The sequence below is a fragment of the Aquimarina litoralis genome (assembly GCF_039523995.1).
Lineage (GTDB): Bacteria > Bacteroidota > Bacteroidia > Flavobacteriales > Flavobacteriaceae > Aquimarina > Aquimarina litoralis.
On the sequence record NZ_BAAAGE010000001.1, the window covers coordinates 1,677,865 to 1,693,505 of the forward strand.

Consider the following 15,641-nt stretch of genomic DNA (forward strand, 5'->3'; position numbering starts at 1 on the left):
AACAACAAATACATTTTTAATAAATTAACGTTTAGAGAACTGGAATTTCTTACGAGCTTTCTTCTGACCGAATTTCTTACGCTCTACCATTCTTGGGTCTCTAGTCAATAAACCTTCTGGTTTAAGAATAGCTCTATTTTCCTGATCTAGCTCACATACTGCTCTTGATATAGCAAGTCTAACAGCTTCAGCTTGTCCAGTAATACCACCACCGTATACATTTACATTTACATCGTACTTGTCCTCATTACCAGTTAAGGCAAAAGGTTGGTTCACTTTATATTGTAATGTAGCAGTAGGAAAGTAAACGTTAAGATCTTTTTTGTTGATCGTAACTTTTCCTGAACCTTCTTTTAGGTAAATTCGAGCTACAGCCGTTTTTCTACGACCAATTTTGTGAATAACTTCCATTACTTAAATTCTTTTAAGTTAATAGTTTTAGGTTGCTGAGCTTCCTGATTGTGTTCTGCTCCAGCATATACCTTTAAATTACGGAATAAAGCTGCTCCTAATTTGTTTTTAGGTAACATTCCTTTTACCGCTTTTTCGATTAAACGCTCTGGGTTTTTGTCAAATAATTCCTGAGCAGTAAGACTTCTTTGCCCTCCAGGATATCCTGTGTGACGGATATAAGATTTATCAGTCCACTTTTTTCCTGTTAAGTTGATTTTTTCAGCGTTTGTAATGATAACATTATCACCGCAATCAACATGTGGGGTAAAGCTAGGTTTGTGCTTTCCTCTTAATAGTATTGCAACTACTGAAGATAGGCGTCCTAAAGTCTGTCCTTCAGCATCGATATGTACCCATTCCTTTGAAACGGTTGCCTTGTTGGCAGATGCTGTTTTGTAACTTAATGTGTCCACACTAACTAATTTTACTAATTAAACATTCCTTTCCTATATAAAATAGGGGTGCAAATGTACGATTATATATTTAGATAGCAAACAGGTAGTTGATATTATTTTGAAAGGATGATTGCTTGGTTTTCAGATAGATCAATTATTCTATTGTTTTTTCAAAGTTTTATTTGTCTTGAAGAAATAAAGCGATGTTAATATTTTATTAAATAATTAAATAAACTGTGACAAAAAATAATTATTTAAGTCCTTGTATAAACATCAATCAACAAAACCAATCAACATGAAGTGCACTATCCAAGTGTTCGTATTACTTCTTTTTACTTTATCGGCGAATGCTCAAGATTCTACCAAAGTTAAAAAAAGAATATATACTACTAAACCTCTTCAGGGTTTTGAGGCACCAACCATAAATGGATTAATCGATGAATCAAGTTGGGATCTAGTCGAATGGTCAGGAGATTTTATCGAAAATGAACCTGATGAAAATACTCCTCCTAGTCAGCAAACAAAGTTTAAAATATTATATGACCAAAAATACCTTTATATAGGATATAGGTGTTATGATAAAGAACCTGATAAAATAGAAAAAAGGTTGTCTAGAAGAGACGGTTTTGCTGGAGATTGGGTAGAGATTAATTTAGATAGTTATCACGATAAAAGAACTGGTTTTTCTTTTACTATTACTGCAGCAGGAGTAAAGGGAGATGAATTTATCTCCGATAATGGAAATAATTGGGATGGTAGTTGGAATCCGATTTGGTATACGGCTACTAATATCGATGAAGAAGGATGGACCGCTGAAGTAAAAATTCCATTAAGTCAATTGAAGTTCGGAAAAAGTAAAGAACAAATATGGGGGCTTCAGGTAAATCGTAGGTTCTTTAGAAAAGAAGAAAGATCCGTTTGGCAAAGAATATCACAAGATGCGCCTGGATGGGTAAGTGAATTTGGGGAGTTACATGGTCTAATAGATATAGAGCCGCAAAAGCAGTTAGAAATACAGCCTTTTGCAGTGGCTCAATATGATACCTTTCCGGCTGAAGATGGAAATCCGTTTAGAGATGGAGATGATTTTAAATTAAATGGTGGTTTGGATGCTAAAATTGGTATTACCAACGACCTAACTATGGATTTAACTGTAAATCCTGATTTTGGTCAAGTTGAAGCCGATCCTGCTGCGATAGCCTTAGATGGGTTCCAGATATTTTTTAGAGAACAACGGCCATTTTTTGTAGAAAATAAGAATATTTTCGATTATCAATTTGCAAATGGTTTTGATAATGTCTTTTACTCTAGGAGGATAGGCAGAAGCCCTCAGGGTTCTGTAGGATCGAGCCCTGTAAATACTGAATTCGTAGATAGACCTAATAATACTACAATTTTAGGAGCAGCAAAATTTAGCGGAAAAACGAAAGACGGATGGTCGATAGGTATATTAGAAAGTGTAACACAACGAGAAATTGCTAAAATAGAGGATGCTGATGGTAATAGGAGAGAAACAATTGTAGAGCCACTTACTAATTATTTTGTGGGTCGAGCTCAGAAAGATTTTAATGATCGGAATACCTATATCGGCGGAATTTTTACCGCTACAAATCGTAATCTAGGTGATATTTTAAATATTGATTATGATAATCCGGATACAGATGAAACTTCTGAATTAACTGGATTGCGAGAAAATAATCTAAACTTTTTAAGAAAGGCTGCGTACTCTGGAGGTTTAGATTTTAGACATAATTGGAAAGATAGAAAGTATTTTATAGAAGGAAATTTTGTGACGAGCCATGTAGAAGGATCTAAAGAGGCTATTGAAGCAACACAAAACGAACTCACACACCTTTTTCAGCGTGTAGATGCGGATCATGTAGAGGTAGATCCAAATAGAACATCTTTAACAGGAACAGGAGGGAAATTGATTGGAGGAAAATCCGGCGGTGGCAATTGGCGATACACCGCCGGAGTTTTCTGGAGGTCACCTGAGTTAGAGTTAAATGATATTGGTTTTTTAAGACAGGCCGACGATATTAGGCAATTTGCCAATGTGCGCTATTTATTTCTAAAACCTACAAAATTTTATAGAAGAGCTAATTTGAGTTTTGAACAAACTTCAGCTTTTGATTTTGAAGGAAATTTCAATAGGATTCAGTATGAGTTTAATGGATTTATTAATTATAAGAATAATTGGTGGACAGAAGTAGGGGCAGCTCATAAGCCAAGAATTTTTACCAATACCATATTAAGAGGAGGTCCAAGATGGCGTTTTTCTGAAGAGAATTTTGCGTTTTTGTTTTTTGGTTCGGATAGTAGAAAGAAATTTAATTTTACCATGGGGTATGTGAATTCGGGAGCGAGACAGAATAACTTTACTTTTCATCGATATGTTTTAAGAATGCGATATCAGCCTTTTAATGCATTAAGCGTTTCTCTGAATCCAGAATTTGAAAGGAACCCTAATAAGACGCAGTATGTAACTGAGGTTGACTTTAATGGAACACCGAGATATATTACAGCTAGAATTGATCAGCAAACATTAAGTGCTAGTATACGTCTTAATTATAATATAAATCCTAATCTAACAATTCAGTATTACGGACAGCCTTTTATTTCCCGAGGAACTTATACAGATTTTAACTATGTAAATAATCCGATTGCTTCTGATTTGAATGAACGAGTAACGCTATATGATAATAACCAAATTTCGTTCGCAGATGGAACGTATTCGGTAGATGAAGATGGAGGAGGGATTGATTATTCATTTGGAGATCCTGATTTTGCTTTTGTTCAGTTCAGATCTAATTTGGTACTGCGTTGGGAGTATATTCCAGGATCGGAAATTTTTCTAGTATGGTCACAAGGGATCACAGGTTCAGGGAATCCAGGAGATCATTTGTTTAGAAGTTTAGATAATCAAATTTTTGGACAGCAACCAGAGAATACTTTTTTGATCAAAGCTACTTACCGGTTTGTTTTATAAAAATTTAAAAAAGGTTTCAAGAAAGTTTTTATATCGAAGTTTTTTACCTGTATTATTGCAATAATTAAGATTGTTGCTTTATGAAATGTTTTTTTAGAATTGCGATTGCTCTCTTTGCTATTGGTTGTACTGCCCAAAAAGAACAAAAAGAAGAGTTTCGGATTGAGTCAAAGCCGGTAGTAGAAAAGACGGATTCTTTGTCCTTTTTTCTAGAACATTACGAAAAGTTTTTTGCAACAAATTTTAATATTTCAGAATGTCCTGGTGCAGCGGTTGTAATTGTAAAGGATTCAACAGTTGTATATCAAAAGGGTTTTGGAGTCAAAGAAATTCATACTACTGACTCTGTTGATGTTAATACGGTTTTTAGAATTGCAAGTTTATCTAAAGGAGTAACATCTGTTTTAGCGGGTAATTTAGCAGATCGAAACGAACTTCAGTGGAATCAAAACGTAAAGCAAACCGTTAAAAATTTTAGCTTAAAAGATAAAGCTCAGGCAGAAAGACTTACCGTTAATCATCTACTTTCCCATACTACAGGGTTGTACAAATACACTAATTCTAAATTGATTCATAAAGGGATGTCTTTGCAGAGCATTATATCTAATTTTAGATATAATGGTGTTGTGGCTAAGGAAGGAACGACGTACGATTATCAAAATGCAGTTTTTTCTGTAATCGAAAAGGTAATGGAAAGTAATACTCAAAAGTCATTTGGTACATTACTGGAAGAACGATTGTTTGGACCTGCTGGGATGACGAATGCTTCTAGTAGCTACCTTGGGATCAAAAATAATGGTAATGTAGCTTTACCTCATAAATGGAATCATTATTCTAAGAAATATTCTCTAACAAATCTTCATAAAAACTATTACAATGTAGCTGCGGCAGGTGGTATTAATGCATCTATATCGGATATGGGGGAGTATCTAAAAGTATTATTGGGGTATCGTCCGGATATCATTTCTAAAGAAAGCTTGTCCGAAATTTTTAATCCTATTATTTGTACGAGTGATAATGATACCTATGTGAATTTATGGGATGGAGTTACGGATTCATATTATGCTAAAGGTTGGCGAATTTTGGATTATCGAAATAGGAGAATCGTATACCATGGTGGAAATGTAAACCAATACAAAACGCAGTTAATGATTGATCCAGAAAATGGAATTGGTGTTTGTGTTCTATTTAATGGTCCAAACCCTTTTAATGGGCCTGTGATACCTACATTTTTAAATTATTACGATTTTTTTACTGCAACAATGGGTAATTAGGGTTTATTGAGTGGTATTTAAAATAAATATGTGCTTCTTTTGTTATAAGAATAAGCAATGAATCTTTATTAATAATTAAAACTCAAAAACAAGGAAAGCCAATTTTTTTCTTTTTGCAATTTGTAGCGCACTAATTTTCACTTCTTGTAGTAATGATGATGATGGAGAAGTTTCGGATATGGTTTCCTTAGTAGGTACTTGGGAGCTTACTTCCGCGACTGGTGGATTACCGGTTGACTTAGATATGGATGGAAATGCATCCACAAACCTTTTAGAAGAACTTTCTTGTTTCGAAGATGTAATTACGGTTAATGAAGATGATACCTATAATCAGGATGTTACAGAAATAACCGTTGATGTGGAGCCAGGTATACCACCAGTAGTGACAGCAAGTTGTACAGGTAATACGCTTATGGAAACTGGCGCATGGAGTTTGGATGGGGATCAATTAACTTTTACTCCTACAGGAATGGATCCCACAACGGTAACAATTACGTTAACAGAAACAACACTTTCTTTTACAGATACTTTGGATGATTTAGGAGAAATCGACTTAATCTTTACTAGACAGTAATACGTTACGTATAAATAAAATAAAAAGAGCTTCCTTAATTGAGAAGCTCTTTTTATTTTATTTGTATTCTTAAGTTACTTTTCTTGTTGGTCAGCTAGTAGGTCTTTAGATTCTTTTTCTGCGAGAGCTTCTTGGTGTTCTTTTTCTGTTAATAGTTTTTTCTGATAGCGTCCTTGTACGATGTCTACAATAACCAATACTACAATTACGAAATAAAAAGTAGTTTTGCTCATTTGAGTAACTTCATTATTAAAAATATGCAGATGGGCAAGGTGACCTCCTTCAGATAGAAGCATAATTCCTACTATGAATAATATAAACAGCCCAAGTACCTCATACATTCTATTTTTCTGAAGGAAATTAGATACTTTATCAGCCAAGACAATCATTAGAACACCACCTAATATGATAGCAATTGACATTAAAATTAGTTGAGGAACATAATCCATATCGCTGGTTAAGGCCATTGCGCTAAGTATAGAATCAAATGAAAAAACCAAATTCATGATAACAATCCATAAAATGACTTTATTAATAGAGCCTTTTTTGTCTTCCTTATCGGTTTCTTCATGTTCTTTTAATAACATCATATGCCAAATCTCCTTTATGGCGGTATATATAATGAATACACCTCCTGCAAGTACAATAAGGCTATGAACGTTAAGATTGAATTCAAGAATACCATTATCATGGAGACTTAAAAAAGGTTCCTGAAAATATTGGATAAGCGACATCAAAACAAAAAGTAAAACTATACGTAAGATGATGGCTAGGCCAACTCCCATTTTTCTTACAAAACTTTGTTTTTCTGGTGGTGCTTTTTTGGATTCTAATGAGATATACAATAAGTTGTCAAACCCTAAAACTGCTTGCAGTAATACCAGCATTAAAAGAGTTACAAGGCTTTCTACGGTAAAAAGTTGTTCCATGAAAATGTTTTGATTGGTTTTTATTCTAATCTATTGGTATAAAATTGTTAAAAGTAGTTACAAAATTAATGTGCTTCGAGCCAATTAGTCCCTAAACCTAAATCTACATCTAATGGAACGGCTAGTTTATAGGCATTCTCCATTTCAGACTGAATCAAGGATTTGATTTCTTCTAATTCGGGTTTAAATACATCAAAAACCAATTCATCATGTACTTGAAGTAGCATTTTCGTTTTGTAATTACTTTCTTTTAGTTTTTTATGAATATTAATCATTGCTATTTTAATAATATCAGCAGCGCTTCCCTGTATAGGAGCATTTACTGCATTTCGTTCTGCTGCTCCTCTTACTACTGCATTAGCCGAATTAATATCTTTAAGATAACGACGTCTTCCTAATACTGTTTGTACATATCCATTTTCTCTGGCAAAATCTACTTGTTCACTCATATAATTACGTAGTTTTGGATATGTCTTATAATAAGTGTCTATCAGTTCTTTTGCTTCGCTTCTGGAAAGGTTGGTTTGGTTACTCAGGCCAAAAGCTGAAACTCCATAAATAATACCAAAGTTTACTGTTTTTGCATTACTACGTTGTTCTCTAGTAACTTCAGAAATGGGGACATTAAAAACCTTAGCAGCAGTTGAAGCATGAATATCTTCTCCATTTTTAAATGCACTGATCATTGTCTCTTCTTCACTCAAAGCAGCTATAATTCGTAATTCTATTTGCGAATAATCCGCAGCTAACAAGGTATAATCCTCACTACGTGGAACAAATGCTTTTCTTACTTGTCTTCCACGTTCGGTTCTTATCGGAATATTCTGAAGATTAGGATTGTTGGAGCTTAAACGCCCGGTAGCGGCAACAGTCTGCATATAGTCTGTATGAACTCTACCAGTATTTTCATTTACTTGATTCGGTAGTGCATCTACATAAGTACTTTTTAGTTTAGATAAGCCTCTGTAATCTAATATGTTTTGGATAATTTTATGATCTTTTGCTAGATAAGAAAGCACATCTTCAGCCGTAGAATATTGACCCGTCTTGGTTTTTTTCGGCTTGTCTACTAGCTTCATTTTTTCAAAAAGAACAATTCCCAGTTGTTTAGGAGAAGCAATATTAAATTCTTCTCTAGCTTCGGAATAGATATTAGATTCTAAGGTTTTAATATCTTTATCTAACTCTTCAGATAATGATTGTAAAAACTCTTTATCTAAATTAATACCTTCAATTTCCATATCTGCAAGTACTCGTAATAAAGGTACTTCGATATCTTCGAAAAGTGATAATATGTTTGCCGCGTTAAGTTCTGGAGTAAAATGCTCTTTTAGTTGATATGTAATATCTGCATCCTCAACAGCGTATTCTGTTTGTTTCTCCTGTGGAACTTGTCTAAAGGATAATTGATTCTTTCCTTTTTTTCCAATTAACTCTGTGATCGACACTGGAGTATAGTTTAAATATGTTTCGGAAAGAACATCCATATTATGTCTCATATCCGGGTTGATCAGATAATGAGCTAGCATAGTATCAAAGAGTTTACCTTTTACTTCTATGTTGTATTTAGCTAAAACTTTGATGTCGTATTTTAAGTTTTGACCAATTTTTACAATATCTTCAGCTTCGAAGAAAGGTCTAAGAAGCTCGATCAATTCTTGTGCTTCATCTTTGTCTTCAGGAAACGGAACATAAAACCCTTTCCCAGCTTCCCAAGAAAAAGCAATACCAACTAATTCAGCAGTTAGAGGGTCTAAACCGGTAGTTTCTGTATCAAAACAAACGTTATTTTGTTTCAATAAATTTTGCAGAAATAATTTCATCGCCATGCCAGGTGCAACACTCTGGTAAAAATGCTCGGTATTAGATATGTTTTTTCTCGATGATAAAGAATCTGTAGAAGAAGATTCTTCATTGCTCCCAAATAATGAAAACTGACCAGCTCCTGCAGTACTAGTTGATTTCTTAGTCGCTGTTGCGGTTGTGTTCTCTTCTGATGGAAAAAAGATTTTGGTGAATTGATCTGTTAATCTTCTAAATTCTAACTCTCCAAATATTTCTTTTACCTTTTTCTCATCAGGCGTAGAAATCTCATAATCTTTTGCATCAAACGTAACATCACAATCTAAAATTATGGTGGCCAATTTTTTTGATAGTAGCCCTAATTCTTTATTAGCTTCTACCTTTTCTTTCATTTTCCCTTTTAACTGATCTATGTTTTCAAACAATCCTTCCATCGATCCATAGGCCGCAATAAACTTTTTAGCAGTTTTGTCTCCGACACCTGGTAGGCCTGGTATGTTATCTACCGCATCACCCATCATACCTAGATAATCAATAACTTGTTCTGGTCGTTCTACTTCAAATTTTTTCTGAACTTCAGGGATTCCCCATATTTCGATACCATTTCCCATGCGAGCAGGGCGATACATAAATATATTTTCGGAAACAAGTTGTGCATAATCTTTATCAGGTGTAACCATGTAGGTTTTGTATCCTTCTTTTTCAGCCTGTTTTGCTATAGTTCCTATAAGATCATCAGCTTCTACTCCTGCTTTTTCTATAATAGGAATATGCATCGCTTTTAAAATTTCTTGGATAATTGGGACCGCAATTTTTATGGCTTCTGGAGTTTCATCTCTATTGGCTTTATATTCAGGAAATATTTCTAATCGATCCTTACTTCCAGCTTTATCAAACGCAACCGCCAGGTGATCTGGTTTTTCTCTTTTGATGACATCAAAAAGAGAGTTTACAAAACCCATAATCGCAGAGGTATCTTGCCCTTTAGAATTAATTCTTGGGTTTTTGATTAAGGCGTAATATCCACGAAAAATTAGTGCATAGGCATCCAGTAGAAAAAGACGTTTTTGTGACATGTTGTGAATTCTATTTTTAGAAATGCAAGATAAAAATAAGATTAATGAAAATGGGTTTAAATCATACTAAATAAGAAATGCCGCCAATGAATGACGGCATTTCGCCCCAAAATAAAATTGATAACAATGTTATCAATTGCTATAAATACGATAGTAATTTTCTATAAATAAAGTAGATTTTTTTTGTACATCCCCATGTTCTTCCTGTGAAACGAAGGTACGAATAAAAATTATACATATGAAAGAAAAATGTAAGATTTCTAACGTTAAGAATTAGGTATCATTGGTAAACCCGTTATTCTGTTATGATTTGGTTCTAAACAGTTAATTTTTACTTAAATATTACTTAGTTTGTTAAAAGGTAAGATAGTTTTGTTTTTTATAAATTATTTTGTGTACATGCGTTGGATAATACCCCTTATATTTTTTGGTTTAATAGAATTATACGCTTATCAGGTGATTCGCACACTTTCCAAAAATCAATGGATTCAAATTGTTTACTTGTTGTTGTCATTATTGGTTATTAGTTATGTTATTTATGTCTTTGCAAATTATGACAGAAGTGTTGGGCCTAATAAATATTCTCTTAGAGCAAGTGGATTATTATTAGTAACATTAGTGCCGAAGCTGATTTTGGTATTATTTATGTTTGGAGAGGATATTATTAGATTGTGTATAGCTGGTTATACCTATCTTACCAATACATTTTTTGATGGTAATGCTACCCAATACTTGCCAAGTAGGAGAAAATTTGTTAGTCAAATTGCACTCGGTGTTGCCGCTATTCCTTTTGCTGGTTTGGTACATGGGATTTTTAGAGGTAAATATAATTTTAAAGTTATAAGTCATGTACTGCATTTTGAAGATTTGCCAACAGCCTTTGATGGCTTTCGTCTAACACAGATTTCTGATATACATTCTGGAAGTTTTGATGAGGTTGAGAAAATAGAATATGCTGTAGATTTAATAAATGAACAACAAACGGATTTATTGGTTTTTACTGGGGATATTGTAAATACAATGGCGAGTGAAATGGATGATTGGATTGATACTTTCAAGAAGTTGAAGACTCCTGAGTATGGTAAGTATTCGGTTTTGGGTAATCATGATTATGGAGAATACGTTACTTGGGATTCTGAAGAAGATAAAAAGGCAAATTTTGAGGCTATTAAACGAATACATTCTAAGATCGATTTTAATCTATTGTTAAATGATAATGCTTTTGTAGAAAAGGAAGGAGAGCGTATCGCTATTGTCGGAGTAGAAAACTGGGGTCATAATTTTAAGAAAGCGGGTGATCTAACGAAAGCATCAGACGGAGTAGCGAAAGATGACTTTAAAATTTTATTAAGTCATGATCCTTCTCATTGGGAATATGAGGTTAAAAAACATGAGGATCATTATCATCTTACGCTAAGTGGGCATACTCATGGGTTTCAATTTGGTATCGAAATCCCTGGTTTTTTAAGATGGAGTCCGGTACAATATGTATATAAGCAATGGGCCGGTATGTATAATGAAATGGGACGATATCTTAATGTAAATAGAGGTTTTGGTTTTCATGCATTTCCTGGTAGAGTAGGAATTTGGCCAGAAATTACGGTGATAGAATTGAGAAAAGGAGCAAAACCCTCTTAATTCATAGAAAATGTTATATTTACAATTAGATATCTACTTTATGCGTTAATAGTAAAAAGTGAGATCATAAAATTTATAAAGCATGTCAAAGTTTGGTGATTTAATAGGTATTGAGGTTCCAGTATTATTGGACTTTTATACAGAATGGAATGAACCATCGGTTTCCATGCATCCCGTTTTAAAAGACGTAGCTGCTGCTCTTGGTGATAAAGCTAAAGTAATCAAAATAGATGTTGACAAAAACGAAGAATTAGCAACAGCACTTAGAATAAAAGGTCTTCCTACGTTAATGATTTATAAAGCGGGTGAGATGGTTTGGAGACAGAGTGGAGAGCAGGATGCGAATACACTCATTGGATTGATAAAGGAATATGTGTAAAAGAGGTTCTTTCTCTCTTTTTTATATTTTATCAAATACACATCCTTGTTCGGTAAAATATTGCAATATTTTTGGTAAAGTTGCAATAAGGTTTTTCGAAGCTTTTACACTGTCATGAAAAATTATAATGCTTCCATTTCTAGTGTTTTTAATTACGATTTTTGTACATTCTTCAGGCGTTATGCTATGCATCCAGTCTTTTGCTAAAACATCCCATAGTATAATTTCATAACCCAATCTTTTTAATTCTGATAGTTTTGACTTATTTAATTGTCCGTAGGGTGGTCTAAATAACTTATTTTTTAGGGAGATGTGTTTAGAAATCTCACTCTCGCAACATAATGTGTCATCAATATAATTAGAGAAACTGGTTTTTCTTGCTTTTACATGATGCATAGTATGATTTCCAATGCTGTGATCATCCTGAATTATTTTATTAAAGATTTCAGGATGTTTTCTGATATTATCACCAATGCAAAAAAATGTAGCTTTTGCTTTAAATAACGTTAATTGCTCTAGCACAAATTCCGTTATTTCAGGAATAGGACCGTCGTCAAAAGTTAGATATATTTTTTTTTCATTTTTGGCATAAAAATCCCAAACGTAATTAGGAAATAGTAGTTTGATACTATTAGGTGTTTTGCTAGGTATAATATCCAAAATTTGTCTAAAAAAAGAGCCTTTTTTAAAAAGCTCTATATTGTTATGAATTAGGTGTTTCCTCTAGAGTATCTAATACTTTTTGACTATCCTGAAGTTCCTTCTGCATTTCTCTTTCTTCCGTTTCTAACAGATCTTGATTGTCATATTCCTCATCTTCCGAGTAAAGTTTGGTGAATAGGCGTAAATATCTGTTGAATTCCTCAGCTTTTTCTTCAATCATTTCTCTATCCTGATTAATCAGTAAAAGATCGACTACACTACGATATCGTTCTACATTACTTACGATTTCGCTTGCATATTGGTATTGGTTTTTTAAGGTAAGACTTCCAAAATAAGTTAGTTGCTCTTGGTATTTTTTGGCAATTTTGTTCCATAGTTCACGTGCTTTTTCTTTTTCTCCTACTTCATAATAGCCACTTACATACGGCTCTAATAATGTATAGTACTCGTAAAACTCAATAGGCATTTTTTCCATTCCTAAATCAAGAATTTCTTTTGCCTTATCATTTTTTCCTTCGTTAATTAAAGCTTCAACCAAACGAGCTAAGTTACTTCTATAGGTAATTGCATTCTTTCTGGTTTCAGGATCATGATAAATATCTGGATTCTCACTGTTACCCCAATCCCAACTGGTTACGTTTTTATACATAACATCGGTATCTATTCTGCCTAAATTGTAAGGATTTCTCTTATCTACAGGAGTTCTGATAGGAACTAATTTATAGGTTACACCATCTAATTGTAAGTAATCTTTCATCCATAAATAATCATCATCTCCAAAACTACCACCAGTAAAATAAATAGGTCTTTCCCAATTGTTATTAGCGATAATATCTAGCATCAATAGGCGATTCTTAAATAATAAATCTCCTTTAAGATGAATGTCTATATAAGGAACTATCAAATCAGCATCCTTTTGTGATACAATTCCGTTTCTAAGAACGGCTTCTTTATCCACTGGTATTCTAATGTGCTTTGTAGGGAAGGTGTTTACTTGTTTTCCATTTTGCAAATCTCCTTTGGTTCTTGGGTCGTCGGTTTCTATCCAGCGCATCCAGTTTTTAATAAGCATGGTGTCATTCGTAACTGGTTTGTAATAAATAGCATCATTATTACCGAAACGATAAAAATCGTGAGTCAACTGTGAAGGAATTGGTTTGCCATCATAGGCAGCTCTTTTCATCTGATCTATGTACCAATCTGTAGCAAATAAACTTGTGTTTACAGTTCTTACATCTGTTCGATATTCTTCTATGTCTTGTGCATACCATAGCGCAAAAGTATCGTTATCACCTATAGTAAATAGAATGGCATCTTTTTGGCAAGATTGTAAGTACATTTTGGCCATTGCTTGCGCAGTATATCTATTAGATCGATCATGGTCATCCCAATTCTGCGCAGCAAGTAATACAGGTACGGCTAGTAAACATACAGTTGTCACAATTGGAGCTAGTAATTTTGGTTTTAGCGCATTTTTCAGAATATCGAACAAAGCGTAAACTCCAAAACCTATCCAAATGGCAAAGACATAAAAAGAACCTACTAAGGCATAGTCTCGTTCTCTTGGCTCAAAAGGTCTTTCGTTAAGATATACCTTTAGTGCTAAACCAGTAAAAAGGAAAAATACAAGTAAGATCCAGAAATTTTTCTTGTCCTTTTGCGCTTGAAAGATAAAGCCTATTAATCCTAACAATAATGGTAAGAAGTAGTAGGTGTTTCTGGCTTTGTTTTTAAGGGCATCGGTCGGTAAATTGTCTTGTGAACCTAAATGCAATTCGTCAATAAAATTGATACCACTTAACCAATTACCTTCAAGATTACCATATTTACCTTGATTATCATCTTGTCTTCCAACAAAATTCCACATAAAATATCTCCAATACATATATCCAACCTGGTATTCTAGCATATACATAATATTAGAAGCAAAAGAAGGTTTTTCGACATTTAGATAGTCTCCAAAAGAACGTAAAAATTTGTTGTAATCATCATTATCAAGTTTACCTACTGCATATTCTCTTCTGAATTGAGTAACGGCTTCGAGTAATTCTGATTCATCCTGGTACTCAGGTTTTATAGTAAAACTAATTGGACCTGTAAAATCCATGTAGTTTGCTATGTGTTCCGTACTCCACATTCTAGGTAAAAACGCCTTATGATCATCATCAATATTTTGTCTGGCATTCTTCCAGTCATTAACGATGTCATATTTACCCGTTTTTAAATTCTTTTCATATTTAGGTTTATCATCCTCGTAAGGGTTATTCTCGTCTAGTCCAGCATAGATCTCTGTAAACTGAGGTCCATAGAATAAATGAGTTTCTGGATATTGTTCAAGATTATAATAGGCTAATAACTCTCTCGCATTATTTGGGTTGTTTTCGTTGATAACAGTTCCTGCATTTGCTCTAATAGGTAACATAATCCAACAAGAGAAACCTATGAAAATGAACAAAACACATAGAACAGATGTGTTAACCAAAGGAAATTTCTTTTTGTTCGTATATTTTAGAATAAAGTAAAATGCAGTACCAATAATGAGACCTAAAAATATAGTTCCCGAATTGAAAGGCATTCCAAAACTGTTCACAAAAGTTACTTCGAACCATCCGAATAATTTTAAGGTAGATGGTAGAAGTAGTTTAAAAATGAAAAGTAATATCGCAACTACGAAAACATTAGCAATCACAAAGTTTTTTATGGTAACCTTGTAGTTTTTGAAATAATAAAGTAATCCAATCGCAGGTATGGAAAGTAATCCCATAAAGTGCACACCGAATGATAATCCAGTGATAAATGCAATGAGAATTAACCATCGGTTTCCTCTAGGTTTGTGCATGTCTCTTTCCCATAGTAATCCTAGATAAAACATAACGGATAAGATGCATGTGGCCATAGCATAAACTTCTGCTTCCACAGCATTAAACCAAAAGCTATCGGTAAAGGTAAATGCTAAAGATCCAACTAGTCCACTTCCTAATGTAGCAAATGCTTTTGCATCAGTGAAATTCTCATCGGTAATAATTAGTTTTTTTACTAAAATAGTTATGGACCAAAACATAAATAGAATCGCAAATGCACTTGCAAATGCAGAGGTCATGTTTACTACAAATGCTATTTGTGTAGGGTCTGATGCAAATATAGAAGCAAAAGCTCCAATCATCTGAAATAAAGGAGCTCCTGGTGGGTGTCCAACTTGTAATTTAGATGAAGTGGCAATATATTCACCTGCATCCCAAAAACTAGCTGTTGGTTCTACGGTTAAATAATAAACAAGTAGGGATATGGCAAAAACTACCCATCCTAAAATTTTATTCCACTTTTGAAAGTTGAATGCATTCATAAGATAACTGTTATATAACGTGTGGCGAATTTAGTAATAAAAATACTTCTCTATTAGTTTTTTTAGCAAACGCTTAACAGAAGTTTATATTTTGATGATACTCAAGGTAAATTCAATTTATTTTC

Annotated in this window: 11 protein-coding genes; 5 read left to right on the forward strand and 6 right to left on the reverse strand. The window is 33.6% G+C overall.

Translation table 11 applies throughout. The annotated features are described in order from the left end of the window. Positions 1-24 precede the first annotated feature (24 nt). Both rpsI and rplM read right to left on the reverse strand, forming a co-directional pair. Positions 25-411 carry a 30S ribosomal protein S9 gene (gene rpsI, locus ABD077_RS06750; protein ID WP_299603607.1) on the reverse strand — a complete coding sequence of 129 codons (387 nt, stop codon included), beginning with the start codon at positions 409-411 and terminating at the stop codon, positions 25-27. After that, positions 411-866, reverse strand: a complete 456-nt coding sequence (rplM, locus tag ABD077_RS06755; RefSeq protein ID WP_343911585.1) for a 50S ribosomal protein L13 — start codon at positions 864-866, stop codon at positions 411-413. Before rplM ends, rpsI begins: the two co-directional genes overlap by 1 nt. A 277-nt stretch (positions 867-1,143) precedes the next feature. Between rplM and ABD077_RS06760 the strand changes: the two genes are divergently transcribed. From ABD077_RS06760 to ABD077_RS06770, 3 genes are all read left to right on the forward strand, one after another. Continuing rightward, positions 1,144-3,837: a DUF5916 domain-containing protein gene (locus ABD077_RS06760; protein WP_343911586.1), complete on the forward strand. Its 2,694-nt coding sequence runs from the start codon at positions 1,144-1,146 to the stop codon at positions 3,835-3,837. A gap of 80 nt (positions 3,838-3,917) precedes the next feature. Then, positions 3,918-5,111 carry a serine hydrolase domain-containing protein gene (locus tag ABD077_RS06765; RefSeq protein WP_343911587.1) on the forward strand — a complete coding sequence of 398 codons (1,194 nt, stop codon included), beginning with the start codon at positions 3,918-3,920 and terminating at the stop codon, positions 5,109-5,111. 178 nt (positions 5,112-5,289) lie between these two features. Next, positions 5,290-5,685: a lipocalin family protein gene (locus ABD077_RS06770; protein WP_343911588.1), complete on the forward strand. Its 396-nt coding sequence runs from the start codon at positions 5,290-5,292 to the stop codon at positions 5,683-5,685. A gap of 74 nt (positions 5,686-5,759) precedes the next feature. On the opposite strand, the gene ABD077_RS06775 is transcribed toward ABD077_RS06770, so the two are convergent. Both ABD077_RS06775 and polA read right to left on the reverse strand, forming a co-directional pair. Beyond that, positions 5,760-6,614 (reverse strand): TerC family protein, encoded by an 855-nt coding sequence (locus tag ABD077_RS06775; protein WP_343911589.1) that lies wholly within the window; start codon positions 6,612-6,614, stop codon positions 5,760-5,762. A 65-nt stretch (positions 6,615-6,679) separates the two neighbouring features. Then, on the reverse strand, positions 6,680-9,493 hold the full coding sequence (gene polA, locus ABD077_RS06780; protein WP_343911590.1) for a DNA polymerase I: 2,814 nt from the start codon (positions 9,491-9,493) through the stop codon (positions 6,680-6,682). 399 nt (positions 9,494-9,892) lie between these two features. Between polA and ABD077_RS06785 the strand changes: the two genes are divergently transcribed. After that, positions 9,893-11,131 (forward strand): metallophosphoesterase, encoded by a 1,239-nt coding sequence (locus ABD077_RS06785; RefSeq protein ID WP_343911591.1) that lies wholly within the window; start codon positions 9,893-9,895, stop codon positions 11,129-11,131. An 82-nt stretch (positions 11,132-11,213) separates the two neighbouring features. Further along, a complete protein-coding gene (locus ABD077_RS06790; protein ID WP_299603584.1) occupies positions 11,214-11,510 on the forward strand; it encodes a thioredoxin family protein in 297 nt (98 codons plus the stop codon). 21 nt (positions 11,511-11,531) lie between these two features. On the opposite strand, the gene ABD077_RS06795 is transcribed toward ABD077_RS06790, so the two are convergent. Next, positions 11,532-12,170, reverse strand: a complete 639-nt coding sequence (locus ABD077_RS06795) for a polysaccharide deacetylase family protein (RefSeq protein WP_343911592.1) — start codon at positions 12,168-12,170, stop codon at positions 11,532-11,534. A 43-nt stretch (positions 12,171-12,213) separates the two neighbouring features. Further along, positions 12,214-15,516, reverse strand: coding sequence for a protein O-mannosyl-transferase family (locus tag ABD077_RS06800; protein ID WP_343911593.1), 3,303 nt, complete (start codon positions 15,514-15,516; stop codon positions 12,214-12,216). Positions 15,517-15,641 lie beyond the last annotated feature (125 nt).